Annotated in this window: 25 protein-coding genes and 1 other annotated feature; of the genes, 2 read left to right on the forward strand and 23 right to left on the reverse strand. The window is 46.3% G+C overall.

Going from position 1 to position 25,345, the window contains the following annotated elements; translation table 11 throughout:
- Positions 1-414: 414 nt before the first annotated feature.
- The 18 genes from MKZ12_RS19040 to MKZ12_RS19125 form a co-directional block, all read right to left on the reverse strand.
- Positions 415-1,194: a hypothetical protein gene (locus tag MKZ12_RS19040; protein WP_339256148.1), complete on the reverse strand. Its 780-nt coding sequence runs from the start codon at positions 1,192-1,194 to the stop codon at positions 415-417.
- Positions 1,195-1,221: 27 nt separating this feature from the next.
- Entirely contained in the window at positions 1,222-1,572 is a 351-nt protein-coding gene (locus tag MKZ12_RS19045) for a 2Fe-2S iron-sulfur cluster-binding protein (RefSeq protein WP_339256150.1), read from the reverse strand.
- Between the two features lie 11 nt (positions 1,573-1,583).
- Positions 1,584-2,201 (reverse strand): hypothetical protein, encoded by a 618-nt coding sequence (locus MKZ12_RS19050; RefSeq protein WP_339235238.1) that lies wholly within the window; start codon positions 2,199-2,201, stop codon positions 1,584-1,586.
- An 83-nt stretch (positions 2,202-2,284) separates the two neighbouring features.
- A complete protein-coding gene (locus MKZ12_RS19055) occupies positions 2,285-2,464 on the reverse strand; it encodes a DUF2768 family protein (protein WP_278294380.1) in 180 nt (59 codons plus the stop codon).
- 173 nt (positions 2,465-2,637) lie between these two features.
- The gene (locus MKZ12_RS19060; RefSeq protein ID WP_017687687.1) at positions 2,638-2,913 is read right to left on the reverse strand and encodes a stage VI sporulation protein F; all 276 of its coding nucleotides are present in this window, start codon (positions 2,911-2,913) and stop codon (positions 2,638-2,640) included.
- A 102-nt stretch (positions 2,914-3,015) separates the two neighbouring features.
- Positions 3,016-4,056, reverse strand: coding sequence for an NAD(P)H-dependent glycerol-3-phosphate dehydrogenase (locus tag MKZ12_RS19065; RefSeq protein WP_339235240.1), 1,041 nt, complete (start codon positions 4,054-4,056; stop codon positions 3,016-3,018).
- Positions 4,049-4,672, reverse strand: a complete 624-nt coding sequence (gene plsY / locus MKZ12_RS19070; protein WP_339235242.1) for a glycerol-3-phosphate 1-O-acyltransferase PlsY — start codon at positions 4,670-4,672, stop codon at positions 4,049-4,051. Before plsY ends, MKZ12_RS19065 begins: the two co-directional genes overlap by 8 nt.
- 11 nt (positions 4,673-4,683) lie before the next feature.
- Positions 4,684-6,006: a ribosome biogenesis GTPase Der gene (gene der, locus MKZ12_RS19075; RefSeq protein WP_253438644.1), complete on the reverse strand. Its 1,323-nt coding sequence runs from the start codon at positions 6,004-6,006 to the stop codon at positions 4,684-4,686.
- 185 nt (positions 6,007-6,191) lie between these two features.
- A complete protein-coding gene (gene rpsA, locus MKZ12_RS19080) occupies positions 6,192-7,406 on the reverse strand; it encodes a 30S ribosomal protein S1 (protein ID WP_062835205.1) in 1,215 nt (404 codons plus the stop codon).
- A 142-nt stretch (positions 7,407-7,548) separates the two neighbouring features.
- The gene (locus tag MKZ12_RS19085; RefSeq protein WP_339235244.1) at positions 7,549-8,136 is read right to left on the reverse strand and encodes a lysophospholipid acyltransferase family protein; all 588 of its coding nucleotides are present in this window, start codon (positions 8,134-8,136) and stop codon (positions 7,549-7,551) included.
- Positions 8,133-8,837 (reverse strand): (d)CMP kinase, encoded by a 705-nt coding sequence (cmk, locus tag MKZ12_RS19090; protein WP_339235246.1) that lies wholly within the window; start codon positions 8,835-8,837, stop codon positions 8,133-8,135. The genes MKZ12_RS19085 and cmk overlap by 4 nt, the downstream gene beginning before the upstream one ends.
- 115 nt (positions 8,838-8,952) lie before the next feature.
- Positions 8,953-9,165 carry a hypothetical protein gene (locus tag MKZ12_RS19095; RefSeq protein ID WP_339256152.1) on the reverse strand — a complete coding sequence of 71 codons (213 nt, stop codon included), beginning with the start codon at positions 9,163-9,165 and terminating at the stop codon, positions 8,953-8,955.
- A 63-nt stretch (positions 9,166-9,228) separates the two neighbouring features.
- Positions 9,229-9,882 (reverse strand): flagellar brake domain-containing protein, encoded by a 654-nt coding sequence (locus tag MKZ12_RS19100; RefSeq protein ID WP_339235250.1) that lies wholly within the window; start codon positions 9,880-9,882, stop codon positions 9,229-9,231.
- Positions 9,883-10,030: 148 nt separating this feature from the next.
- Positions 10,031-11,377, reverse strand: coding sequence for a germination protein YpeB (gene ypeB / locus MKZ12_RS19105; RefSeq protein ID WP_339235252.1), 1,347 nt, complete (start codon positions 11,375-11,377; stop codon positions 10,031-10,033).
- Between the two features lie 121 nt (positions 11,378-11,498).
- Entirely contained in the window at positions 11,499-11,669 is a 171-nt protein-coding gene (locus tag MKZ12_RS19110; RefSeq protein WP_167350887.1) for a hypothetical protein, read from the reverse strand.
- A gap of 115 nt (positions 11,670-11,784) precedes the next feature.
- Complete coding sequence (gene prsW / locus MKZ12_RS19115; RefSeq protein ID WP_339235254.1) at positions 11,785-12,480, reverse strand: glutamic-type intramembrane protease PrsW; 696 nt, start codon at positions 12,478-12,480, stop codon at positions 11,785-11,787.
- Between the two features lie 43 nt (positions 12,481-12,523).
- Entirely contained in the window at positions 12,524-13,138 is a 615-nt protein-coding gene (locus MKZ12_RS19120) for a genetic competence negative regulator (RefSeq protein ID WP_076209900.1), read from the reverse strand.
- Between the two features lie 187 nt (positions 13,139-13,325).
- A complete protein-coding gene (locus tag MKZ12_RS19125; protein ID WP_339235257.1) occupies positions 13,326-13,679 on the reverse strand; it encodes a hypothetical protein in 354 nt (117 codons plus the stop codon).
- A 94-nt stretch (positions 13,680-13,773) separates the two neighbouring features.
- Here MKZ12_RS19125 and MKZ12_RS19130 point away from each other — a divergent pair, with 94 nt between their 5' ends.
- Positions 13,774-14,667, forward strand: coding sequence for a polysaccharide deacetylase family protein (locus tag MKZ12_RS19130; RefSeq protein WP_339256155.1), 894 nt, complete (start codon positions 13,774-13,776; stop codon positions 14,665-14,667).
- A 46-nt stretch (positions 14,668-14,713) separates the two neighbouring features.
- On the opposite strand, the gene MKZ12_RS19135 is transcribed toward MKZ12_RS19130, so the two are convergent.
- Genes MKZ12_RS19135 through MKZ12_RS19145 form a run of 3 tightly spaced genes read right to left on the reverse strand, consistent with a single transcriptional unit; the run spans position 14,714 to position 16,583 of the window.
- Positions 14,714-15,514 (reverse strand): metallophosphoesterase, encoded by an 801-nt coding sequence (locus tag MKZ12_RS19135; RefSeq protein ID WP_339256156.1) that lies wholly within the window; start codon positions 15,512-15,514, stop codon positions 14,714-14,716.
- A 26-nt stretch (positions 15,515-15,540) separates the two neighbouring features.
- Complete coding sequence (locus MKZ12_RS19140; RefSeq protein ID WP_339235262.1) at positions 15,541-15,993, reverse strand: hypothetical protein; 453 nt, start codon at positions 15,991-15,993, stop codon at positions 15,541-15,543.
- Positions 15,990-16,583, reverse strand: a complete 594-nt coding sequence (locus tag MKZ12_RS19145) for a type II CAAX endopeptidase family protein (RefSeq protein ID WP_339235264.1) — start codon at positions 16,581-16,583, stop codon at positions 15,990-15,992. Before MKZ12_RS19145 ends, MKZ12_RS19140 begins: the two co-directional genes overlap by 4 nt.
- 335 nt (positions 16,584-16,918) lie before the next feature.
- Positions 16,919-17,149: a binding site (T-box leader), on the forward strand.
- 199 nt (positions 17,150-17,348) lie between these two features.
- Here MKZ12_RS19145 and serA point away from each other — a divergent pair.
- The gene (serA, locus tag MKZ12_RS19150; protein WP_253438670.1) at positions 17,349-18,944 is read left to right on the forward strand and encodes a phosphoglycerate dehydrogenase; all 1,596 of its coding nucleotides are present in this window, start codon (positions 17,349-17,351) and stop codon (positions 18,942-18,944) included.
- A gap of 304 nt (positions 18,945-19,248) precedes the next feature.
- Here the strand turns inward: serA and MKZ12_RS19155 are convergent, their stop codons facing one another.
- Both MKZ12_RS19155 and MKZ12_RS19160 read right to left on the reverse strand, forming a co-directional pair.
- Positions 19,249-23,745, reverse strand: coding sequence for a collagen-like repeat preface domain-containing protein (locus MKZ12_RS19155; RefSeq protein WP_339256158.1), 4,497 nt, complete (start codon positions 23,743-23,745; stop codon positions 19,249-19,251).
- Positions 23,746-23,938: 193 nt separating this feature from the next.
- On the reverse strand, positions 23,939-25,336 hold the full coding sequence (locus MKZ12_RS19160; protein WP_339243132.1) for an ATP-binding protein: 1,398 nt from the start codon (positions 25,334-25,336) through the stop codon (positions 23,939-23,941).
- Positions 25,337-25,345: the final 9 nt, after the last annotated feature.

Genomic DNA, 25,345 nt, shown 5'->3' on the forward strand with positions numbered 1-25,345 from the left:
AAGAGCATCCGCTTCGTTTTTTCAATCAGAAGACTGAAATCCCTGCAACGGTAGAGCCGCCTTTGTGAGTGCCCGGAAGTCGTCCGCCGCCGAACGTTGCATTCTGATGAAACCGGCGAGAGCGGCGTTAACTCGTACATGCAATTGGACTAGTATCATCTTATGTATCCGTATGCGGCAATATGACGCGTATTTTTGTTTTTTTATCTTATGGTGATGACATTAGGAGAATCCCCCGATCTCGGACTGCGCGTCTTTATTTCAATCTACTTTATGTGATCCGTGAAGTTTTTATGACGGTTATTGCTCATACGCACAAAAGAAAAAGAGATATTCCTGATTTGGAATATCTCTTTTTGAACCCTTAGAGGCATGGGGTGGCATACAGTTAGATCATATGAATGGCAACCAGACTTATTTTGTTGGCTGTGCCACTGGTGCATTATTTTGCCAAGTGTATAAAACAGATTTTACCGGTACGAAGTAGGAGTGTTCCAACAGAAGATCCCGAACATCATCCGTCTCTGCTGGAGACACATCAGACTTTTCCACTGCCTGCATAATGTCAAAAGCATAATCTACATAGACTTTGCCTTCGTCATCCATCATAAAAGGTAATGCCTGACCCGAATACACACTATTCAATGTAGTGGAAGGAGTTCCTGCCTGTGCAGCCTGATCCATATTCACAGCATATAACCCCGGATACAATTCTTCCCCGCTTGGCAGCTTATTGTTATGTACGGATTTATATTGATTAACCATTCGCTGCACATCGTTGACTTTCTGAACGGTCAGGAGGTCCATCACTTTAACGGTGGGATTCACTTCTTCATCCTGGATAAGGAAGTAAGCGCTACCACCGCTTTCAAAAGCGGTTCCCGGTATTTCATCCAGATACCCCAGCTGCTTCAACTTGGGCAGATCCACTCTGAATTTTTCATATTTTGGCGTTTCCATATCTGCATTGAGGATGGGTAAAATCCCCTCATCTTGCTGGAATGCCTCTACCGCACTCTGGATACGGCTCACGCTTTCCCGATAGGCTATTTTAGGGTCCGAATTGCTCTGCGATGGATACATACAACCACTTGCTGTAAAAGCAAACAACAGGAATAACAGCAGACCGCTCATCTGATGCGTCAGACGGTGCCGTCCGCTTCCTTCAACACCTTTTGGCTTGTTCCTAATCATTCGTGTCCTCCTAGAATAACGCTTATCTCAGAACCAGTCGTCTTCCTGTTGCTGACGTTCCAGTTGTTTCCGTATGGCTGCCTTCAGCGGGTCCTCCGGAACATGAACCGATAGAGAACCACACACCTTGGCCTGACAGGACAGTCTTGTACCTGCTTCCAACAATGAACCCAACTTGCGCTTTTCTGCATCCGTTGGCGGATACAGTTCCGCCCGATATTCTTCGCCTACGTTCACCTTGCACATCAAGCAAGCAGCTTTACCATCACATCGGGTCGTAATCTTCACTCCCGCTCGTCGTGCTGCATGCAGAAGTGTCGCCCCTGGTTTAAGCACGATCGATTTGTTCATGGGTAAAAAAGTAACCTTGTAGTCCATTATATTCCTCCCTACTGTGACCAGGCAAAGCCAACAAGTTCTTCCACTTCGGCTCTAAAGCGGCTTGTCCATACATTCTGTTGACTTAAAAGCATCATTATAGGTTGATGGGCATGTGGTTGCTGACGCATCTGTGATGCAATGGGTACATAACGATCTTCTCGACCTCGCAGCATATTAAACAACAGCTCATGCGCAAGCGGCATCAGTCGCAGGGGATATGAACCCACTTGTGCTACTGGTGCATGCGGAGCAAGTACATGTTCAATATCGATGCGGTACCAACTTTTGCGAGCCCATATTTCGAAGCCACCAACCAGTTCTAGCGCACATTCACCAACCTGATAGTGGCTTAGCAGAGAAGCATAAGGTCCAGTTTTATCCACTGTGGGCTCGTCAAGCATTTCCCCTGGAGCACTACGGTGAAGTTCCTTAGCAGCAGCAACATCCGCATAAATATCAATATCTCTGGGAGCCTGTTGCAACTCTACCCCCTGAAGCAGCAACCCACAGCTTCCTCCAAGCAACCATGTCTGTGGCTGTGTGTTCCAGGCTTTGGCCGTTTCCAGCAAAGCCGCGTGTAATTCCGGATAACGCTCTGTCCGACCCTCCGTATCATGCGGCCCCATAGGCTCACACTCCCCTCATCCGTGTTCATTGTGTCAGTTCTTATGATGTGCTTATGCGGATGTTAACCTTCAGGCATAGGAAATCAGGTCAGAGAAGCGATTCCACCGAAAAAGCCAATCAGCATAATCAAAAATGCAATGAAAGAAAGAATCCCTCTTACAATACCTTTTGTTTTGGCACGAGCAAACGTAATCAGGAATACAGATAGTCCCATAATGAGGATGGCGACCAATGACAGCCACATCTTGTCCATTGCGCTCATAATCCAGCAATCTCCCCTTCAGTCCGATATTCATCACTGACACTGTGACAATTGCAACCATTATAACACGAAATTCAGCGCAACTTTCCAAAAAAAAGACAAAAAAGCAAGCCGACAGGAGCCGACTCGTCTTTTTGTCTTACTGGATCACCTGCACAAGCAGGCGTGATCTATTATTTTTTCATCATCATTTTCATTAACGATTCCATACTGCTCGGATTTAATCCGCTTTTCTTGACCGCACTCACAATATCCTTAACCGTATCCTCAGATACCGGAACTTTCGCCATGGCGGATACTTGTTTGATCAATTGGCGCAACTGAGCTTCATTTTGAATCGTCGTTGGTTTCACCGTGCTTGCCAATTTCTTGACGGCACCTTCTGTGATCGTTTTACCCGTTTTCTTGTTGATTGCATTCAGCGCATCTTTGGAAATGTTGTTACCCATTCGTCTCCCCTCCTCCGGCAATACTCATGTGTATAGTATGAGTCCGGAACAGAAAAGGTGAATAAGCTTCTCATTTCACAAATAGGTTTAGGCGGATTACAATCAGGAATGCCACTGCTCCCAGGTTTCAAGCTTCATGACTTCCATTTCAGTCTTCGGGTCACGTCCCATCAAGGCTTCAACTGCATCACGCGGCTGTCTCTCCTGGAATAAAACGTGATACAGCTGATCCGCAATCGGCATTTGCACACCGTATTTTTGCGAGATGAAATAGGCAGCTTGGGTAGTTCGAATGCCTTCTACCACCATGCCCATGGACTTCAGAACATCATCCAGCTTCTGTCCCTGGCCCAACATCGAACCTGCTCTCCAGTTCCGGCTATGCTGACTTGTAGCCGTTACAACCAGATCTCCGATTCCGGCAAGTCCCGAAAACGTTAACGGATTCGCTCCCATCTCTACTCCAATACGTGTGATCTCTGCCAGACCACGTGTTAGCAAAGCGGCTTTGGCATTATCACCGAACTGAAGACCATCGGACATACCTGCACCAAGAGCAATAATGTTTTTGAATGCACCTGCCAGCTCAACACCGAGCATATCCCGATTCGTGTAAACCCGGAAATAGGCATTCATAAACAAAGCTTGAGCAGCCTCGGCAGATGACTTATCCAATGAAGCTACAACCACAGTAGTCGGACAACGCTTCACCACTTCTTCCGCATGGCTTGGGCCAGAAAGAACTACAACACGGCCTTCTTCACATTCAAGTTCTTCTGAAATGACTGTAGACATCCGTTTCAGGCTTTCTGTCTCAAAACCTTTGGTTGCATGAATGACTAACATCTCAGGCTTATAATAAGCCTTAAGCTGGTTCGTAACTGCACGCATGGCTGAAGAAGGCGCAACAATTAACACAGCTATAGCGCCTTCCACCGCTGCTTCCATATCACTTGTTGCCTGAATTCGTGGTGAAAGCTCCGCATCCGGAAGATAGCGAGCATTGGTGTGCTTGCTATTGATTTCGTTAGCTTGGTCTTCACCACGTGTCCACATCATCACGTCCAACTGATTGGCGGCAAGTACACTGGCCAGAGCTGTTCCCCAGCTCCCAGCAACCAGAACAGCAACTTTTTTAGACAACACGTTTACCCCCTCCAGGGTTTTTCGATCCCAATTTATTTTCCTGTCCTTTGGCGAGCTTCGCAATATTGGTACGATGTCTCCAGAACGCAAACAGACAAATAATCAGACTCCCCCAGAAGATATTCATTGAATATCCGGGTAATACCAGAATAAAGATGGGTGTAAATGCTACAAAAATCAGAGACCCCAATGAAACATACCGGGTCAATACAATAGACAGAATAGCGATCACCCCAGCACATAACGCAGGTAGGAAAGCAAGACTCACCAGAACACCAATGGCCGTGGCAATCCCTTTTCCTCCACGAAAATGGAAGTAAAGAGGCCAGTTATGTCCTGCGATGGCTGCTATACCACTGAGTGCAGGAATCCAGGCAGAACCGTTGCCGAGCCAGATTCCAATCCATACAGCTGCAACACCCTTAAGTACATCAAGTAACAGAACAGCAATAGCCGGTCCTTTACCCAATATACGCAACGTATTGGTAGCTCCTGCGTTTCCGCTTCCGTGCTGACGAATATCGATCCCCCGTATCGCTTTTGCAAGGAGGACACTAAAGCTGATCGAACCGAGCAGATAACTCAGCACAATCGCTGCGATTGGTAAAATCACACACTTCTCCCCTAACCTTCGTCGGACTTCCTCCGAGTAAATATACGGATTGGTGTACCTTCAAAGTTAAACGCTGCACGGATCTTGTTCTCCAGATAGCGCTCGTATGAGAAGTGCATCAATTCCGGATCGTTCACAAAAACAACCATGGTCGGTGGCTTAACGGCAACCTGAGTCACATAGTTGATTCTCATTCTCCGTCCTTTATCTGTTGGCGGAGGGTTAATAGCTACCGCATCCGATACGACATCGTTAAGCAGATGCGTCTGAACACGCAACGAGTGTTGTTCCGCCACATGTTTTACAACCGGCAATAATTTTTGTAAGCGTTGTTTTGTCAGGGCTGACAAAAATACGACTGGAGCATACGTCATAAACAGGAAGTGATCCCGAATTTTCGTCTCAAACTCTTTCATCGTTTTGTCATGTTTCTCGACTACATCCCATTTGTTCACGACAAACAAAGACGCTTTGCCCGCTTCAAATGCATATCCAGCAATATGCTTGTCCTGCTCAATAATGCCTTCTTCACCATTAATGACAATCAGAACGACATCTGCACGCTCAATCGCACGCATAGCACGCATTACACTGTATTTCTCAGTTGTTTCATATACTTTACCACGCTTACGCATACCTGCTGTATCAATCAGCACGTAACGTTGGCCGTCTTTTTCAAAAGGTGTATCAATCGCATCCCGGGTCGTTCCAGCCACATCACTTACAATGACACGCTCTTCCCCCAGAATAGCGTTCACCAGTGAAGATTTACCCACATTAGGACGTCCGATCAGAGCTACACGAATGACATCTTCGTCGTAAGTCTCTTCCTCAAGTTCTGGCAACTTCTCCACAATAGCATCAAGCAAATCACCTACACCTGTACCGTGACTTCCGGATACGCCGATGGGATCACCGAAACCGAATCCATAAAACTCATAAATGAGCTCACTTCGTCCGATATTATCCACTTTGTTAACCGCTACAACAATAGGCTTGCCTGAGCGGTATAGCATCTCTGCTACCTCTTCATCCGATTGCGTAATACCTGCTTTTGCATCACACATGAATACAATAACATCTGCTTCTTCAATAGCGAGCTCTGCTTGCATCCGAATCGATTTTAAGATTACATCTTCACCATCAATTTCGATACCACCTGTATCAATAATACTAAATGGTTTACCGTTCCATTCACCGATTCCATATATACGGTCACGGGTAATGCCCGGCTTGTCTTCCACAATGGCCAGTCTGTCGCCGATGATCCGATTGAAAATGGTGGATTTACCCACGTTCGGTCGTCCGACAATTGCCACAACGGGTCTTGCCATACAGTCCACTCCTCCTGTCCATACTTACGATAATCATCATAGCAAAAAAGATAAGTCTTGGCTAACGTTTCATGCCAAATTACTTGCAATAAAAACAATCGGCGAACCCGCCTGGGGCTCGCCGATCTTGCTTTTATTATTCAGCAAAATATGCAGTATATAACTTAGAACCATGCATTGTTAACTTATTTGAATTTGCTGAGTTTGTCACCAAACAGTTCGCCGAGCGTAGTGCTCATACCTTGATTGTTCAAGGAAACGTTTGGATTGTTGATTTCTTCACGTGGAGCGTTGTTTCTTGCTGGACGCTCTGATTTTTGTGGTTGAGCAGGAGCTTCTTCAGTTTCTTTGATGCTCAAGCTTACACGTTGCTCAGAAGGGTTCATGTCCAAGATTTTAACTTGAACTTCTTGTCCTTCTTTCAGCACTTCATGAGGAGTGCCGATGTGTTTGTGGGAGATTTGTGAAATATGCACAAGTCCCTCAACACCAGGAGCGATTTCAACAAATGCACCGAAGTCGACCAGACGTTTTACGACACCTGTTACGATATCGCTGGAATTGAATTTCTCGCTTGCAGTTTCCCAAGGACCTGGTTGAACTGCTTTCATGCTCAGGCTGATTTTGCCTTTTTCAGGGTCAACTTTCAGCACTTTCACACTAACTTTATCGCCTTCAGACAGAACGTCGGATGGTTTTTCAACGTGTGTCCAAGCCAGCTCGGATACGTGAACCAAACCGTCAACTCCGCCCACATCAACAAATGCGCCGAATTGAGTCAAACGTTGTACTGTACCTTCGATCACTTGACCTTCTTGCAAACCAGCCATAACCGTTGCTTTGTTTGCTTCGAATTCTTGCTCCAGTACGTCTTTTTGGGAAAGGATCACTTTGTTGTTCTCACGGTCGATCTCTTTCACTTTAACACGCAGTGTGCGTCCTTTGTAGTCGCTGAAGTCTTCAACGAAATGGCGTTCAACCATGGATGCCGGGATAAATCCACGCACGCCCACGTCTGCTACCAGACCGCCTTTAACAACATCACCTACAACAACTTCGAATACGTCTTGGTCTTCAAAATGCTTTTGCAATTGATCCCAAGCGTTTTCGCTGTCGATTGCACGTTTGGACAGAACGAGTTTTTCTTTCTCGTCGTCGATGCTAAGAACTTTAGCTTCAACTTCTTGTCCAACTTCTACTGCATCAGACGCGCTGTCCACATGTAATGAAGACAGTTCACGAATTGGAATGACACCGTCATATTTATATCCAATGCTCACATAGGCTTGGTTATCTTCCAATTTGACGATGGTTCCTTTTACGGTATCTCCTTTTTTCAAGGAAACGAATTGATCCAACTCATCTTGGGTTGCTTCTTGATTTTTCATTTCTTCCGACATGTCAAATACCCTCCTCAATTCAAAAACCCCATTATATTCAAACCTGCCTGTAGCAGAGTTCAAAACACTTTCATCACTGAGTACTCAAGCTTTAGTCTCCCTCAAAAATATGGAAACATGCACTCAGCTACCGACGAAGCCATTACTTGCTTGGCACGCCCGTTTGCACCATTTCGTTAATCTTGGACATAATCTTTTCGGTCGCCTTCTCCAGAGCTTCTCCAGAGGGGTCTTCCTTGAACTCGTCCAAACTTACTGGTGCTCCATATACAACTTTCATCTTACGAAAAACTTTGTAGTTACCGATAATAGCAGTAGGAATAACTGTAGCGCCACTACGGAGAGCAAAACTCGCTGCTCCTTTTTTGCCGATACCTCCATCATTGTGACGGCTTCCCGAGGGGAAGATCCCAAGCACTTGACCATCACGCAAAATATTAAGTGAGGTTTTGATGGATTCCTTGCTGACACCTCCACGTTTAACGGGGAAAGCGCCCACGGCTTTGATAATTCGGCCGAGTACCGGAATTTCAAACAATTCGCTTTTGGCCATGAAACGCACCTGACGGCGAATTTTGATACCAACAGTTGGAGGATCGAAATTACTAATATGATTGGAACATAAAAGTACGCCGCCTTCTTCCGGAATATTCTCCCGTCCAACGGCCTCCAAGCGGAAAAGAATGGTGTAAATGATCCGCAGTAATGTGCTGCAAAATGTGTAAATCATAGACCGATCTCTCCTCTGACCATTGTGCAATAAGATACGATTTTGTCAACCACTTCATGAATGTTCATCTTTGTTGTATCCAGGACGATAGCATCCTCAGCACAACGCAGTGGGGAAATTTCCCGATTCTCATCCAATCTGTCACGGGTGGCAATGTCTCGCTCCAGCTGTTGCAACGTCAGTCCTTCAGAGGGGTCCAGTTCTTTGAAGCGGCGAAGCGCACGCTCTTCCACACTGGCAGTCATAAAGATTTTCACTTCCGCATCGGGCAATACTGTCGTTCCGATATCGCGTCCATCCATAACGACGCCCTTGCGCAAAGCCATTTGCCGCTGAGTATCCACTAATTGCGTACGCAGCCCCTCGATTTGCGCATATCGGGACACGATTCCCGTCACTTCACGGGAGCGGATTTCCGAGGTTACTTCTTCCCCATTACAGAACACTTTCTGTCCGTCGGGATCCGGTTGTAAATCAATGACCAGCTTTTGGGCTTCCTGAAGTACCTGTGTCACTTCTTCTGGCGCAATATCTTTCCGAAGCATGTGCAAGGTTACCGCACGGTACATTGCGCCTGTATCGACGTATACATACGCGAGCGCCTCTGCAACCAATCGGGCCACCGTGCTTTTCCCGGCACCGGCAGGTCCGTCAATTGCAACGTTCATTTTCCCGTTCTCTGATGTGTTCTGGCTTGCCAACGGGGCATTCCTCCTCAACCGATAAACCTCAATAAAAAAACAGGCATTGCCTGCATCGTGAAAATTATACCACACTCTACACATGGATGCAAAAACAGACAAATCAGCGCTGCCCTTACTCATTCACCGTTTGCAATTGAACTGGCGTTCCTTCCAGACGGTCAATCGTGGTCAAATTCTTTTTGAAGCCTGGTACCAACAGCAGTAATTGATACACCACAAGCAGGATTAAAAGGCCTGTAATCAGAATCGTAACCCTTCGTTCCATTCGTCTGGAGAAAACATAATAAAGTCGTTCATATCTGCGGGTTGCATGACGATGATTCAAGACAATTCCTCCGTTTTTTACATTACAGTGCCCGCAGTTCCCTCTATTTATGCCACAACATTCCTATTTCGTGCGATAGTCCAGTTGCCGTTCGAAACAAAACTTGATAATTTTCTGGCGCTCCGAATCTGAGATCTGCACAAATTTCAGCATGCATAACTGTCTGCCGGTTTCCAGGGTTTTGATCCGCACAACTTCAGCTTCAAAATTCACATGTTCTATGATTGAATTCCGGTATGGAACAAGCAACCAGCATTTCAATTTTTGACCTTCAGCTATTGGAAACCCTGATTCGCCGTAGATGGACAATCCACCGCCACCAATATCTTCAGTCAATCCGACGGCACGGGTCAGATCTTCACTCTGGATGGCCAATTCGAGATTTGCATGAACACGAAGAAAGCTACGCCTTTGTATTTTGGATATATCGCTCGCAAGCGGTTTGCGTATACGAACAAGACGAACCACATCTTCTTCAAATCCTGTGACAAAGGTATTAAAATAATGTCTGACTCCATCTTCCGTAATGTATGAAATGGACAGTTCCTCTCCGAAAAAAAGTCTTTTCAGACGGCTGCTTCCTTGTTGCATTGGGACCTCAATCAGAAAACTGCTGTCATCCATATCTGCAATGCGTGATTTGTACTCTTTGTGTTCCTCTTTTTCATCTGCAGAAGCAATCTGGATGAATAAAATTTCATTTATTTTAGGAAACAAGCTGTTCACCGCCACTTTATGTATTTATCTTCGTATGTACAAGGACTATTATACCATGACCTTTCTCACATTGAACAAGAAAAAAACAGACCACATCGTGGTCTGCCGCAATTATTCGCTCAACTTAAAATTGAGATTATCCATCTTTTTATGAGGTTGCATTGACCGGTTTGATCTCTTCAACCGCTTCTTCTATTCCTGTATTCGCATTAATGTATATCCGGTAACGAGAACCGTTAATTTTCCCTCCGAATTCATAACACAATACTTCTTTGCTGTAATCATTCTCAATCAGAGATTTTCGTACATAATTTTCTTCAAAGTCTGAGTTGAGCTTTTGACGTGCCTGTTGCTCCGTAAGTGTTGCTTTCGGAATTTTGCGCTTGTCATTATGTTCATAGACAAAGTCACTCGCCTGAAATCCGGTTACTTCTCCTGTATCCAGTCCTACACGAACTGACATTTTCTCAGGATAGATCAAGGTGTCCCCTTGCTTACGCACGTAAGTAAGGTTACCCAAATTACCAAATTCATCGTAATTGACGGCTTTCATATCTTTGTAGCCTTTATTCGTTAGAAATTGATCTGCTTTTGCCATGGCATCCTGACGAGATACTTTTTTGGTTCCAATCGGACGTGTATCACTATAAGAGATAAGCATCCCCCCATTACGGGTGAAATCCATCATCAGTTTGCCATTGTTGGCATGATCGACCGTCGCAGTATACGATTCCCAGTCCGTTCCTTTACCGTTTTCCTGCACCTTAATTTTGCTGCTGTCCGCATCAGAGAATTTTGCAGCCTTGCTCTGAATCTGTTCTTTGGTCACCGGCATGCCGTCCAGTTTCTTGACTGTTCGTTTGGCATAGATATTGGATACGGAAGGACCCCAATCAAGCTCCGGGTATTCCTGCACCTTTTTATTCACAGTACGAAAACCGTCAACGATCGTGTTGTCCATGGATTGCTCTTGTGTTGCCATGGCAGTCTCCGCGTCCATCCAGCGCAAACGGTCCGTCAGCACTTTCTGCTGTACATCCTGCAGATTCTTGGTAATTTCGGATGAATTCTGATACAGCTTTTTCAAGTTGCCCATTTCCTTCTCACTGAGCGGCTCGTTCGTCAAGTCACGCATCGACGCCCGATAGGCAAAGTTGGAAATGCGCGAGAGGAATTCCTCTGTCTCGTTAAATGGCAGCATGGTGAGTGGCAGCTGGTTAATCTCATTCTGTGCTTCACTGGTGAGTCGCCATACATTCATCAAACCTTTGCGGTGCATCCCCTGTGATGTGGAGTGAACCGCCAAGGTGTTGCCAATCTCCGAATGCAATTTATCCATATGAAAAGATAAATCGTGAAAGGCACGCTGATATTGGTTCTCTGCCTTGATCAGAATCGCATTCTTCTCCTGATTCTCCTGATAGCCCCACACGAGCGCACCAACCAGCAGAACCGCAAATATCGGAAACATAACTGAACTTAAACGTTTATACATCGGTAGAGTCTCCTTTCTTCTAAACCACTACCTCTATTGTGGATCGAAGAAAGACCTCTTATGCATGCGATTTCCAGTCCTTACACAAGCAGGCTGCTGAAGTACCGTTAGGGTCCTGCTTTTAATTCAACTGAACCCCAGTTGCCATGCCCTCTTCTTCAATTTCGAACTGGTCTCTGTTATCACAAAGGCACTGCTTGAATCCCGTCTCAATTCGGCCCCGTTCTTTCTTGCCACGTAATGTAAAACGTTCACCACATTGTTTGCATCTGATTTTAATTTTAATTCTCATCACAGTTAATCTCCGTTTCTGTTGGTCATTCCCCGGAGTATATTTCGCAAAAATAAAAACACACCGGAGCCATAGGCGCAATATGCGCTTTATGTCCACCAGTGTGTCCGTATTTTTATAATTTAACCTCTTCCTCCCGCTTCACAAAACGAAAAGGAGAACGGTTATTGGCACGTGTGATTTTACCCATTGCCCCATACCACAGTCCCGCCATTAGCGGCGCTATAAACCATAACCAATAATTCACCATGGTGTTCATGATGACATCATATAACGCATGCCAGAAAAAAGGTAACACAAGGGAAAGAACCAGGTACCACCGCTTTTTCTTGCCACCGATAAACTTGGCCTTGCCCATGTAATAACCCATGATTACCGCAAACATAGCGTGCCCTGATACAGGGAGCAACGCCCGGAGAAACATAGCTGAGACGGATGCATTCCCCGCAAAGGCATACAACACATTCTCAACTGTGGCAAATCCAAGCGAGACAGCAACTGCATATAAGATCCCGTCATACGGTTCATCAAATTCGGTGTGATTGTAGATGATATGATAAAGCACGAACCATTTGATGAATTCTTCCACGCCACCTGAGATCAGAATGGACTCAACATAAGGATTATCTCCGAGCCACATCATCATGCCACGCTGAATGATCATCACTGGCAATACCATGAGAATCCCCATAAGGAACACTCGCAATACCATATGAAGTGGCTCATAATCATAACGGTCTTTCAGGTAAAAGTATGTTAACAAGGCGAGACCCGGAGCAACTGCTGCCGCTAAGACCGAAAACAAAAGCACCGAAATTCCCTCCTCTGACTAAAGACGCGATTACAACTAGAGATTAATCCTGGCGTTTGAAGTGGGTGCAGATAACATCAATCGCTTGTGCAGGAATAACAACTTTACCATACTCTTCCATAACTGCCGGAGTCACTGAGGAGCCTTCACCAAATTCAGCAAGCAAGGCAATCAATGCCGCATGTTTGGTGGAATCAACCTCATCTGGCTCCAAATGCAAGAACCACTTGTCTTTATAAGAATAAAGTCTCCCAGCATCCGTAACATGCTGACGCAACATATGTGCAGCTTCAATGAGCACTTCAAAGTCCTTGAACGCATAGACGATGGAATCGCTTTGCTCGAGTGTAACTTCCATTTCATATACTTCTTCAGGAAGATCATCTTCATGACCTGAACCATATTGTTGCGGATCATATTTTCCACGTGTGACAATGACAACCATCCCTTGAGCGGGAAGTGCGAATACTTCGACAGCGAGTGGACCCGTGGCATCAAATCCAAGTTCGGAATAGGCCTGATCCATCATTTCAGTGAACAGTTCATGAACCTTAGGTATTTCCTGCCACATATCTTCTTTTTGTATTCCGCGCTCGCTCAGATCGTCAAAGGTCAGGAAAATCCGTATCTTATCGTGACTTAGTCGTTCTATTTTCATACAGGATCTCCCCTTTATAAGCAAGTCTTATAACAGATTATGAAGCACAAAACAATATGTGCTGAAAATAAATCTATGTAGTTATGTTATCATTTTATACCTCTAAATGCACGAAGTAAAATCGACAAAAAAAGAATCATTCCACAGCCAATCAAGACTGTGGATGATTCTAATTGGAGGTTTTGGTTTATAAACCCGGTACTGTTGTGTTTGTTTGGCTTAAAATTTGCTCAACTTCATGCTTCACATCTGGATTAGTGCGAATAAAATCTTTGAGCATACTCATATTCGCTTCTTTTTCCTGTGGTGTGATTGCTCTTGCGCTCTTTGCCACTGGATTTTTGTGAGATTCACCATGTTGATTTTGCTTGCTTGTGAACCCATCCATACCCGGGAAAGTCATCTCCATCATCTTATGTTTTGCCTGATCCATCATGTTTCGTGATGAACCCGATGACATCATGGGCAATTTGCCTTTGGACAGCCATGAACTGGCTGCAACACCAATCACAATGCCCCAAAAAAAGGATGACGTCTTCATTACACCAACCTCCTTCAAGTGTTAAAATCATATTTAGTGTTTGCGGTAGTGAGCAATCTCATTCCGCATAAATACAGGAAAGCGAGTTGAAATCATGTTCAGACATACAGCCTCCCTGATTATTGCTGCAAGTTTGCTGCTGTCAGCCTGTGGGGTAGCCGAAGAAAAAACATCAGAAAATTCCACATCAGCAGGCGAATCCACCACGATTCAAGAAGAACAAAGTAATTCTAACCCGGCTGAAACAGGAGAATCCGGAACCAGTGCCCCTGAACTCCCAGCGAATGATACAACTGTGACTGAAGAAGAAACCGAATCTTCGGGGAAGGTTTCTTCAGAAGAGAAAGTGGAAAAGACCTATCATATGAATGAAAATTATTATATTAAACCGAACGATGATACAAGCCAAAGCAAAGTGGTCTTGTTAACGTTTGATGATGGACCCAAAGAAGAAAAAATGATTACTTCACTAATCGACACTCTTGATAAACACAACGCCAAAGCGATATTTTTCGTCAATGGATATCGGGTGAAAAGTCATCCGGAATTGCTCAAACTTATCCACGAACGGGGTCAGATTGTAGGCAATCATGCCTGGGATCATGAGGATCTCAAAAAAATGTCTAATGCTGAAGCGGCAAAACAGGTTACAGATGTCCAAAAAATAGTGAAGGATACCATTGGTGAAGAACCGCAATTCTTCCGCCCACCTTTTGGATCGGGTAATGATGCACTGAAAGCTGCTGTGAAGAAAAATGGCATGTTATATATGACATGGTCTAATGGTTCCCTTGATTGGGATAAAAGCACCAAAGACAAACCGGAAAAAGTCATTCAAAATGTAATGGACCAGTTAAATCCAGGAAGTAATATTTTGATGCATGAATTGCCATGGACGGTTGAAGCATTGGATGAGTTGCTGACCAAGCTCGAAAAGAAAGGCTACGCATTTGTCGATCCGCGTGCAATCGAATTGGAAGCTCGTTAAATCCTTATTTCTCGCATCAAAAGTTAAACAGCCTTAATCCAATGGATCAAGGCTGTTTCTCTGTGAGTGCTTTTTCCGCGGGCACTCTTAATGTGATGATATGCATCTCCGCAGGACAACCTAGTCGGAGAGGAAGATGATTCGTACCGTATCCTCTGCTGACCAGCATTTTACCTTCTCGATGAACGTCCTCCGGATTGCGCTTCAGGGAGTACCACCCATTCGATATGGGACGATACGCTTTACTAAGGAAAACGGGTCCAAAAAATGGTAATACCAATTGCCCGCCATGTGTATGACCACTTAAAATAAGATCTGCATTTTGCTCCAAGCGAAGGGCCTGCAAAGGATCATGAACAATCGCAATTTTGCAAAAACTGTCGCCGATCTGCTCTAACAATTCATCGCCCTGTCTGGAACGATAATCTATACCGATCAGGCTTAATCTGTCGTTGCCCCTTTGCAGATATTCCACATTATCCTGCAAGAGCTGAACGCCCGATTGCTGAAGAATACGAGCAAGTTGAGTGGTACCAGCCCGCTTGTCATGGTTGCCATACACGGTAAAAGAAGGAGCAATGTTCGATAAGAGTTTCATATTATGTCTTACTAGAGACCATGAGATTCCTCTTTCCGCAACATCCCCACCGATCAGAACCCAGTCCACCTTGTTTTTAAAGTTTGCCAGATCCTTCTGCTTTAGCTTGCGCTTATGAGTGTCGGATACATACAAAATCATGGCCCCATCAAAGGATGTTGGCAGATGAGGAACTTCGACCTCTTCTTCAATCAATTGATGAACATGGGCTTGACGCCACATATGAGAGAGTAGCAAAATTCCAATCAAAATGACTAATCCTGCGAGTAATAACATTACCACGGCAAGGGAAGGAACGTATTCAGAGCGGGGGCTCCTTTTACTCCCCACCAAACCAGACTAATCGTTAGCATGACAAAAATAAAAATGAGTGAATTGACAAACCTCTTGCTCAATTTTAAACGACGTGAAGGATGTAATTCTGTCCGTGTAGGAAGCGAACCCGCTTCGGGGATCGATTCTTCTGTCGATTTTAGCGTTTTTTTGGAGCGTGATGGTGCCCTTTGAGGAAGTACTGGACTTTCCAGCTTTTCTGTATAAGGCTTGCGCTGTGATCTAGGTAAAGTAACGGAAGTAATTGGTGTAATTCCGCCAACCTCAGCAGCTGCTGCTGTTTCAGCAACGATGCTTACTTGAGAAGCCATCTCTCGCTCGGATGTCTCTTTTTTATCCGATTGACGATGGCGCTGACTGCCATATGTCTTCATTCTACTTAATGGCTGATTCATGATCCCCTCCGAAAACGTATCGCTAATCCGGACACCAAATCAATAATAAAGTGACATAATATAGGCGCCCATAATGTGCCGGATTGCAGGTAAATCCAACCCAATCCATAACTTGAGACAAACACCCAGCCTGTTGGAATCCAGTGGCGCAAATAACGAATGTGGATAACTGCAAATAAAATACTTGTCCAGTAAGGACCGATGGCATGTTGAATGGCTCCACGGAATAATAATTCCTCACACACAGCAACAATGGCTGCTATACATACAATGTGCCAGATCGGACGTCCACGGAACAACATCTCGTTAATTCCACCGTCATCCATGCTTTCCTGAGGTATAACATACGACAGTACCAAGTCCATAACAAGCATAATGCCAGCAAGACCAAGACCCCACCATACAAATTGGTAATTGTCAGGCCATGCGAGTACATCTAACAAGTTTCGTTTTTGCAATAAGATCCACACAACTCCGATAATCAGTGTCAGACCTTGAGTAAAGTATAGATTGATTAAAAGCAAACGCTCGGTGAGCTGCTGTGGCTCAGCCTTCTGAATCTTGAACTTGGGAAACTTGAATTTTTTCATCGGATGCGTCTGTCCTCTTGAGTTAAATTTGATGGATAACAATTACGTTGTCCAATCGGATAGTATACTAAATCATAGCCAAAAAACCAAATAGGTTCAAGGCCTGCCCCAAGTCCTGGTTTTGCGTCAGTGACATTACTTCATTAAAGCAGTAAAATCCGGTTCACCAAACAGCTTACATTCCATCTTCTTGTAGTAGATAGAATAAGGAATGCATTGCTTATGGTGTCTTGGTATAGGTAAGAAGCGAAAGCCATCTGCGAAACAATTTAAAACATTTAAGCCTATTGACATGCTCATGTCAGCCATGATACATTATGAAAAAATTAGTCACGTTAAACACGATGATGGAAAAAAGACGTTGCTTCGTCTTACAGAGAGCCGATGGTTGGTGTGAATCGGTGGCAGGCAAATGGTCTTGAGCGCTCCTGAGTTATTGCATTGAAATTGGAGTAGGTGCAATCGGTTTAGACCCGTTATCCTCTTCGGTCTTCATTGACCGCTAAGACTGTCGTTGCGAAACGGCGGTGAATTAGGGTGGTACCACGACAACTCTCGTCCCTTATTGCGCAAGCAGTATGTGGATTGAGAGTTTTTTGATTTATTTTAATGGATATCTGTGGAATCACTCTATTTGCTTCACCTTCCCCCTCTGTTGCGACACCGCGTTGTTGGGCGGAAGAATCAATCTGGTTTTAAGGAATACCTCTTCCCTGAGGTCAAACCTTGACGATATAGATACACATACCTAAGGAGGAAGAAACCATGTACAAAGTGTTAGTGTCGGACCCAATCAGTGATCTCGGTATCCAGCAACTGGTGGATGCAAATGATGTTGTTGTTGAGAAGAAAACCGGTCTTAGTGAAGATGAACTTGTTGCCATTATTGGTGATTATGATGCCCTCTTGGTTCGTAGCCAGACTCGTGTTACAGATCGTATTATGACGGCGGGTACCAACCTTAAAGTGATTGGACGTGCAGGTGTTGGTGTAGATAACATTGATCTGGAAGCTGCTACACAGCGCGGGATCATCGTTATTAATGCACCTGATGGCAATACCATCACAACCTGTGAGCATACGTTTGCCATGATGATGGCATTGGCACGACACATTCCTCAGGCATACGCCAAGACTATTCAGGGTACGTGGGATCGTAAAACCTTCCTGGGTGTGGAATTAAGAAATAAAACGCTAGGTGTACTGGGTATGGGACGAATCGGTAGTGAAGTTGCCAAACGCGCCAAAGCATTCGGAATGGACATCCTTGCTTACGACCCGTTCCTGACGGAGGAGCGTGCCGAGAAGCTGCAAGTGAAGCTGGCTAGTGTAGATGATATCATTCGTAATGCGGACTTCATGACTGTTCATACGCCATTAACACCGGAAACACGGCACATGATTTCACGTCCACAATTCGAAGTTATGAAAAAAGGCATGCGTATCATCAACTGTGCTCGTGGTGGTGTAGTTGACGAGATGGCACTTGTGGAAGCAATTGACGAAGGCATTGTTGCTGGAGCAGCATTTGATGTATTTGAAAGTGAACCACCTGCTCAGGACCATCCATTCCTGAATCACCCTAGCATCATCGTCACACCTCACTTGGGTGCATCGACTGTTGAGGCACAAGAAAACGTGGCAATTGACGTTTCTGAACAGGTTCTTCACATTCTGCGCAATGAACCTTTCAAGAACGCAGTTAACATGCCGGCTGTTGCACCAACCGTAATGAACAAATTGCAGCCTTATTTCAAATTGGGGGAAACATTGGGAAGTTTTGCAGCACAGATTACACAAAATGCAGTGCAGGAGATCCGAATCGACTATGCTGGCGAACTTTCTGAAGTAGATACATCGCCTCTTACGCGTTACATTGTGAAGGGTATTCTCGCCAGACATTTGGGTGGGGAAGCCAACATCGTCAACTCCATGCATTTGGCCAAAATCCGTGATCTGAATGTGGTTGTAAGCCAAACCTCTGCAACCAAAGGATTCACTAACCTGATTACTGTAACATTGGTTACAACTCAGGATGCTGAGGAACGCCGTGTAGCAGGTACATTGCTTGCAGGTTATGGAGAACGTATCGTTCGTCTGGACAAATTCCCGGTAGATATCGCTCCGGAAAGTCATCAAATCTTGATCTCACATAACGATAAGCCAGGTATTATCGGTCGTGTAGGAACACTGCTTGGACAAAACGATGTCAACATCGCATCCATGCAGGTTGGACGTAAGATTATTGGTGGTGCAGCCATCATGATTCTGACCGTAGATAAAGCTGTGCCAAAAGACGTGCTTGTGCAGCTTGCTGCGCTGCCTGAGATCAATACTGCTGTTGAAATCGTGCTGGAATAATCATACGTATTATAAATGTAAAAGAAAAGACGGGACCATCATGGTTCCGCCTTTTTTTGTCGCGAATTAAATGAAGTTTTCATTTACATTTTCAAGTTAAATTTGATAATGGTGAGTGATACTTCTGGCCGTGCACTTTCGGTTGCCCCAAACACCTGTTGTTTGATTGACCACTATCTGGAAAGAAAGAGAAACCCGAGTTATAAAAACGATTTGGGTTTCTCTGGATTCTGATGCACCAATCCCGTAATGAGTCCCTCTTCTTTTGCCCATTAGTGATTCATCTTAAGACGTTATCAGACGATTAACTTAACTGAATAATATTTAGTGTAGATCCTGGAGGAGAAAGAATAGCTGTGCCAACAAGCCCGAATAATTGTAACTGTATTGTTGAACCAGCTGTAACGGTAACCATAAAGTCAGACTGAAGCTGACTGAGAGAAAGTGCTGGAGATACTACACTCGCTGGAATAGCTGTACCATTAAGTAAAACCCGAGATTGAATAGCAAGTGCAGCTGTCAGATTTATTTTGTATGAGATGTAGTAACGACCTGCATTGGCAAGTGTGAAGGTGTCATTTGTCCCATTGACGGTTATACCTGTGCCGATATTTTGGTTATTCGGCAATGGAACGAGTGTACCTCCCAATATTACAACAATCGTACCATTAGTGTTCTCAGCAAAAGCAGAGTTAGATGTTACAGATGTTCCGGTTGCACCGGTAGCTCCTGTTTCACCAGTCGCACCCGTTGGTCCGGTACTTCCTGTTATGCCGACTCCCGTGGCTCCGGTTATACCTGTCGCTCCTGTTCCCCCAGTCGCGCCCGTTACTCCCGTACTTCCCGTTACGCCGACTCCTGTGGCTCCTGTTTCACCAGTGACACCCGTTGGTCCGGTTGTACCTGTAGCTCCTGTAACCCCAGTCGTTCCGGTCGCCCCTGCAAGACCCGTTACTCCACTTACTCCCGTTTCACCAGTAGCACCCGTTATACCGGTACTTCCTGTTATGCCGACTCCTGTGGCCCCGGTTATCCCTGTCGCTCCTGTTTCCCCTGTCGCACCCGTTGGTCCAGTGCTTCCCGTTATACCAACTCCTGTGGCTCCGGTTATCCCTGTCGCTCCTGTTTCACCAGTGGCACCCGTTGGTCCAATGCTTCCCGTTACACCAACTCCTGTGGCTCCGGTTATCCCTGTTGCTCCTGTTTCACCAGTTGCACCCGTTGGTCCAGTGCTTCCTGTTATGCCAACTCCTGTTGCTCCAGTTAACCCTGTCGCTCCTGTTTCCCCTGTCGCACCCGTTGACCCGGTACTTCCTGTTACACCAACTCCTGTGGTTCCGGTTATCCCTGTTGCTCCTGTTTCACCAGTTGCACCCGTTGGTCCAGTGCTTCCCGTTACACCAACTCCTGTGGCTCCGGTTATCCCTGTCGCTCCTGTTTCCCCTGTCGCTCCTGTTTCACCAGTGGCACCCGTTGGTCCAGTGCTTCCCGTTACACCAACTCCTGTGGCTCCCGTTATCCCTGTCGCTCCTGTTTCCCCTGTCGCACCCGTTGACCCGGTACTTCCTGTTATGCCAACTCCTGTTGCTCCAGTTAACCCTGTCACTCCTGTCTCACCAGTGGCTCCCGTTACTCCCGTACTTCCCGTTATGCCGACTCCCGTTGCTCCAGTCACACCTGTCGCTCCTGTTTCACCAGTGACACCCGTTTCTCCGGTACTTCCTGTTACGCCGACTCCAGTGGCCCCCGTTATACCTGTTGCTCCTGTTCCACCAGTGACTCCGGTTAGCCCTGCCGTTCCCGTCGCTCCTGTTTCCCCGGTTGCACCGGATGCCCCTGTGTCTCCAGTACTGCCGGTTACGCCAACTCCTGTGGCTCCCGTAACACCCGTTGCCCCTGCGCCCGCAAGCAACGTAAAATCCGGTGAAATCCCTGGCGTTCCCGTTGGTGATGCCACATTCGCGATATACGTACTTCCATTAAACGTTACGACCTGACCGACTGGATACGTCGGCGCAACTGCTGGATCGAACGGCACCACTCCCGTGAGTCCTGCACCCGTAACACCCGTTGCTCCGGTATTTCCTGTCACTCCAGCTCCCGTTACACCTGTCACACCTGTTGCTCCCGCACCCGCAATTAATGTGTAATCCGGTGATGTACCCGGTGTGCCCGTTGGAGATGCAAGATTGGATATATACGTACTGCCATTAAACGTTACAACTTGGCCGGCTGGATACGTTGGGGCTAAGGCTGGATCAAATGGCACGAGGCCACTTAAACCTACACCTGTCGCTCCTGTTACACCTGCTGTTCCAGTGGGCCCCGTAGATCCTGCACCTGCAAGCAGTGTATAATCCGGCGATGTGCCCGGCGTTCCTGTTGGTGATGCCACATTCGCGATATACGTACTTCCATTAAACGTTACGATCTGACCGGCTGGATACGTTGGCGCTACCGCCGGATCGAATGGCACAACACCATCTAATCCAATTCCTGTGGCCCCGGTAACTCCCGTTGCTCCTGCGCCGGCAAGCAATGTATAATCCGGTGAAGTCCCCGGCGTTCCCGTTGGTGAGGCTACATTCGTAATATACGTACTGCCGTTGAACGTTACGATCTGACCAGCTGGATACGTTGGGGCTACGGCTGGATCAAATGGCACAAGGCCACTCAAACCTACGCCTGTCGCTCCTGTTACACCTGAAGTCCCTGTAACTCCGGTACTTCCCGTTACCCCGACTCCGGTTGCTCCTGTAACTCCCGTCGCTCCTGCGCCTGCAAGCAACGTATAATCTGGCGACGTGCCCGGCGTGCCCGTTGGTGATGCCACATTCGCGATATACGTACTCCCGTTAAACGTTACAACCTGACCCACTGGGTACGTTGGGGCTACCGCTGGGTCGAATGGTACGATACCACTCAAACCTGCACCTGTCGCTCCCGTTACACCTGAAGTCCCTGTAACTCCGGTACTTCCCGTTACCCCAACTCCGGTGGCTCCGGTAACTCCCGTCGCTCCTGCGCCTGCAAGCAACGTATAATCTGGCGACGTGCCCGGCGTGCCCGTTGGTGAGGCTACATTGGCAATATACGTACTGCCATTAAACGTTACTACTTGACCCACTGGGTACGTTGGGGCTACGGCTGGATCAAATGGTACGATACCACTCAAACCTGCACCTGTCGCTCCCGTTACACCTGATGCACCTGTGGCTCCTGTAGGTCCTGCTCCTGCAAGCAATGTATAGTCTGGCGAAGTCCCTGGAGTACCCGCAGGAGAAGCCACATTTGTTATATACGTACTGCCATTTAAGGTAACAACCTGACCGGTTGGATACGTTGGAGCTACTGCAGGGTCAAACGTAACTGCACCATCAAGGCCTATGCCCGTAGCTCCAGTCGAACCTGTAACTCCAGATCCTGCTAGCAGTGTATAATCTGGTGAACTGCCGGGTGTACCTGTTGGTGATGCCACATTGGTAATATAAGTACTTCCCCCAAATGTGATGATCTGCTCAGCGGGATAGGTTGGTGCTAATGCCGGATCGAATGGCACGATACCACTTAAACCTACGCCTGTGGCCCCGGTTGCTCCTGTCGTTCCTACACCCGTGTCTCCCGCAGCCGCAAGCAGCGTGTAATCCGGGGAGCTTCCTGGTACTCCTCCAGGACTTGCAACATTCGTAATATAAGTACTCCCGTTGTACGTAACAACCTGACCGGTTGGATATGTCGGGGATTGAGCCGGATCAAAAGAAGTTATTCCAGTTAGGCCTACACCAGTTGCACCGGTGTCCCCTGCAGCCGCAATTAATGTATAATCTGACGAAGTTCCCGGTGTTCCTAAAGGACTGGCAACACTTGTAATGTACGTACTCCCGTTATACGTAATTATCTGACCGGCTGGATAACCCGGGGCAAGCGCTGGATCAAATGCTAATGCACCCGTTAAACCAGCTCCGGTTGCTCCTGTAGCTCCGGTCGTTCCTCCCGCCAACAAAAGAGTGTAATCCGGGGAACTCCCAGGTATACCCAACGGACCGTTTACATTAGCAACATAAAGATTCCCCTCATAGCTTACTACCTGACCCTGAGCATATGTCGGTCCAAGTGCTGGATCATATCCGGTAATATTGTTTAAACCTACACCAGGTGCTCCTGCCGGACCCTGTGCTCCCTGTGGGCCAACTGGTCCTACTGGGCCGATTGGTCCAATTCCTCCTGCTGGTCCAGTAGCACCTTTCACCCCGGGAACACCCGGAACACCTGGTACTCCTGGTACTCCTGGTACTCCTGGAACTCCCTGTGGGCCAGTTGGTCCGGTAGCTCCTCCGTTTCCAAGAGTTGTCGTCGCCCGACTTAAGGATAACGATATCGAACGGATTAACCCCACGAATTTATCTTTTTCTACAGGTGGCACTTCAAGAAGTAACGTCACACTCAATAAATCATCTAGTAAATGTTGCAAGTTACCTGCGAGATTAATTAAAGGAACAGGAATAACCTCTGAGCCTGCAATCGTTAATTCCAGTACTGCTTGTAATTCTGCTTTTACCCCGGCACGAAATCCGGATTCATTTACAAATGTAAGTAACGGGCGTAATCCATTCTGTAATGCTAGTATATTGGCTGAAGTCGGCTGGCCGAGTGCAGCTGGAATAGTCACAGCGAGAGAACGCAGTATGAATTCAAATTGCTCCTGTTCTTTAGTGGTTATGGGAATAAACGGAGAGCCCGCTCTAAAAGATCTGCCTTCCAGAAAAGCTTTAATATTGACCCTTTTTCGATCATCGGACATGCTTAACTCAATCCTCCTCTATCTTGCTTGCTTTTCAAGCTTATGTAACATAGGAAGGAAAATTATCTTGGACACTCTTTTTAGTCAAAAATAAAAAAAATCATGTTCCACGTTGAACAAGATTAAACGGTACTCTTCAACAAAAAACACCCTCCGTAAGAGGGTGTTTCCGCACTTTTTGTATGAAATCAGGCTATTTCGATGAATCCAAGGGAAATTGTAAAATAAACTCTGTTCCTTCGCCAAGCACACTGTTGACGGTAATCATGCCTTGATGCGCATCAACAATATTTTTCACAATCGCTAACCCAAGCCCTGTACCTACACTTTCTCCCCGAACACGAGCCTTGTCTGCTTTGTAGAATCGTTCGAAAATAAATGGCAAGTCGGATGAAGGGATACCTACACCCTGATCCTTCACTGAAACTCTAACGAATGGCGCACGAAGATAAGTGACCCGCTCTGCCGAGATCATTACATTTTTGCCAGTCGGCGTATGCCTGAAGGCATTATCCAGCAAATTCGTAAAGACTTGCTCAAGTCGATCCTCATCTGCCTGTTGAAGTTCAATGGTTGGCTGTTCACATTCGAAGTGCAGTTGAATTCCCTGTTCTTTCGACCGCACTGAGAACTTCCGGTATACACGCTCAAGTAGTTCTCCAAGGTCAACTTCCTTCATCACCATGTCCGTGTGTCCAGCTTCCATCCGAGCCAGATCAAGCAGGTCTTTGACCAATCTGCCCATCCGCAGGGACTCATCATGAATAACCTGGATAAGTTCTTCGCTCTCTTCCGGTGAGGTTGCCATACCGTCCAGTAGGGCTTCACTGTAACCTTGCATCATGGATAGCGGAGTTCGTATTTCATGAGATACATTAGCCACAAAATCACGCCGCATTTTCTCCAAGCGCACTTCTTCTGTTACATCTCTCAAGACAGCCACAGCGCCTCTGACAACACTGTCAGCATACAACGGTGCCATCTGGACAGACCAAACGCCTTGCTGTACATGAACATTGGAGTTCTGGTCCCCACCTTGCTCCATCACCATTCTGAACAATGGAAGAAGGGGCTCAGGTACATCACGTGAAGACTTGTCAAACTGTTCAGAATCTTTTCCTTCGTCCACTTTCGCCCAATCCAGATCATACCAAGTCTGCATGATCTTCTCTCCTGGCGGATTCGTCAGAATAACTTTGCCTTCACCATCAAATGTAACCACCGCATCGGTCATGCTTCGAAGCACACTAGCCAAATGTTCCTTCTCATGGTTAAGGTTTCGAATATTATCTTCCAGTTGGGCAGCCATATGATTAAAAGTATTGGCCAATTCACCAATCTCATCACTCGTTACCAGGGAGAGACGTGTTCCGTAGTTGCCTTTGCGAATCGCATTGGCTGCCTGAATCAATTGCTGCATAGGCTGCGTTATTTTGGTGAATAGGAACAATGCAAAAAAGGTAGTTAAACTGAATCCGATAATACAGATATAGGTGAACAACCGTTTAATATCTCTGGACTCGGATTCTGCAAAGTTCGTATCAATGTAGGGCAGCAAAAAAAGACCCAGCGCTATAAGTACACAACCCACAAGGCAGAT

Origin of the sequence: Paenibacillus sp. FSL R5-0713 (assembly GCF_037973325.1) — a bacterium.
Classification (GTDB): domain Bacteria; phylum Bacillota; class Bacilli; order Paenibacillales; family Paenibacillaceae; genus Paenibacillus.

Coding starts and splice junctions, on each gene's coding strand:
- MKZ12_RS19040 (WP_339256148.1), bottom strand. CDS start 1,194: ATGATTAGGAACAAGCCAAAAGGTGTTGAAGGAAGCGGACGGCACCGT.
- MKZ12_RS19045 (WP_339256150.1), bottom strand. CDS start 1,572: ATGGACTACAAGGTTACTTTTTTACCCATGAACAAATCGATCGTGCTT.
- MKZ12_RS19050 (WP_339235238.1), bottom strand. CDS start 2,201: ATGGGGCCGCATGATACGGAGGGTCGGACAGAGCGTTATCCGGAATTA.
- MKZ12_RS19055 (WP_278294380.1), bottom strand. CDS start 2,464: ATGAGCGCAATGGACAAGATGTGGCTGTCATTGGTCGCCATCCTCATT.
- MKZ12_RS19060 (WP_017687687.1), bottom strand. CDS start 2,913: ATGGGTAACAACATTTCCAAAGATGCGCTGAATGCAATCAACAAGAAA.
- der (WP_253438644.1), bottom strand. CDS start 6,006: ATGGCAAGACCCGTTGTGGCAATTGTCGGACGACCGAACGTGGGTAAA.
- rpsA (WP_062835205.1), bottom strand. CDS start 7,406: ATGTCGGAAGAAATGAAAAATCAAGAAGCAACCCAAGATGAGTTGGAT.
- MKZ12_RS19085 (WP_339235244.1), bottom strand. CDS start 8,136: ATGATTTACACATTTTGCAGCACATTACTGCGGATCATTTACACCATT.
- ypeB (WP_339235252.1), bottom strand. CDS start 11,377: ATGTATAAACGTTTAAGTTCAGTTATGTTTCCGATATTTGCGGTTCTG.
- MKZ12_RS19110 (WP_167350887.1), bottom strand. CDS start 11,669: ATGAGAATTAAAATTAAAATCAGATGCAAACAATGTGGTGAACGTTTT.
- MKZ12_RS19120 (WP_076209900.1), bottom strand. CDS start 13,138: ATGAAAATAGAACGACTAAGTCACGATAAGATACGGATTTTCCTGACC.
- MKZ12_RS19125 (WP_339235257.1), bottom strand. CDS start 13,679: ATGAAGACGTCATCCTTTTTTTGGGGCATTGTGATTGGTGTTGCAGCC.
- MKZ12_RS19130 (WP_339256155.1), top strand. CDS start 13,774: ATGTTCAGACATACAGCCTCCCTGATTATTGCTGCAAGTTTGCTGCTG.
- MKZ12_RS19140 (WP_339235262.1), bottom strand. CDS start 15,993: ATGAATCAGCCATTAAGTAGAATGAAGACATATGGCAGTCAGCGCCAT.
- MKZ12_RS19145 (WP_339235264.1), bottom strand. CDS start 16,583: ATGAAAAAATTCAAGTTTCCCAAGTTCAAGATTCAGAAGGCTGAGCCA.
- serA (WP_253438670.1), top strand. CDS start 17,349: ATGTACAAAGTGTTAGTGTCGGACCCAATCAGTGATCTCGGTATCCAG.
- MKZ12_RS19155 (WP_339256158.1), bottom strand. CDS start 23,745: ATGTCCGATGATCGAAAAAGGGTCAATATTAAAGCTTTTCTGGAAGGC.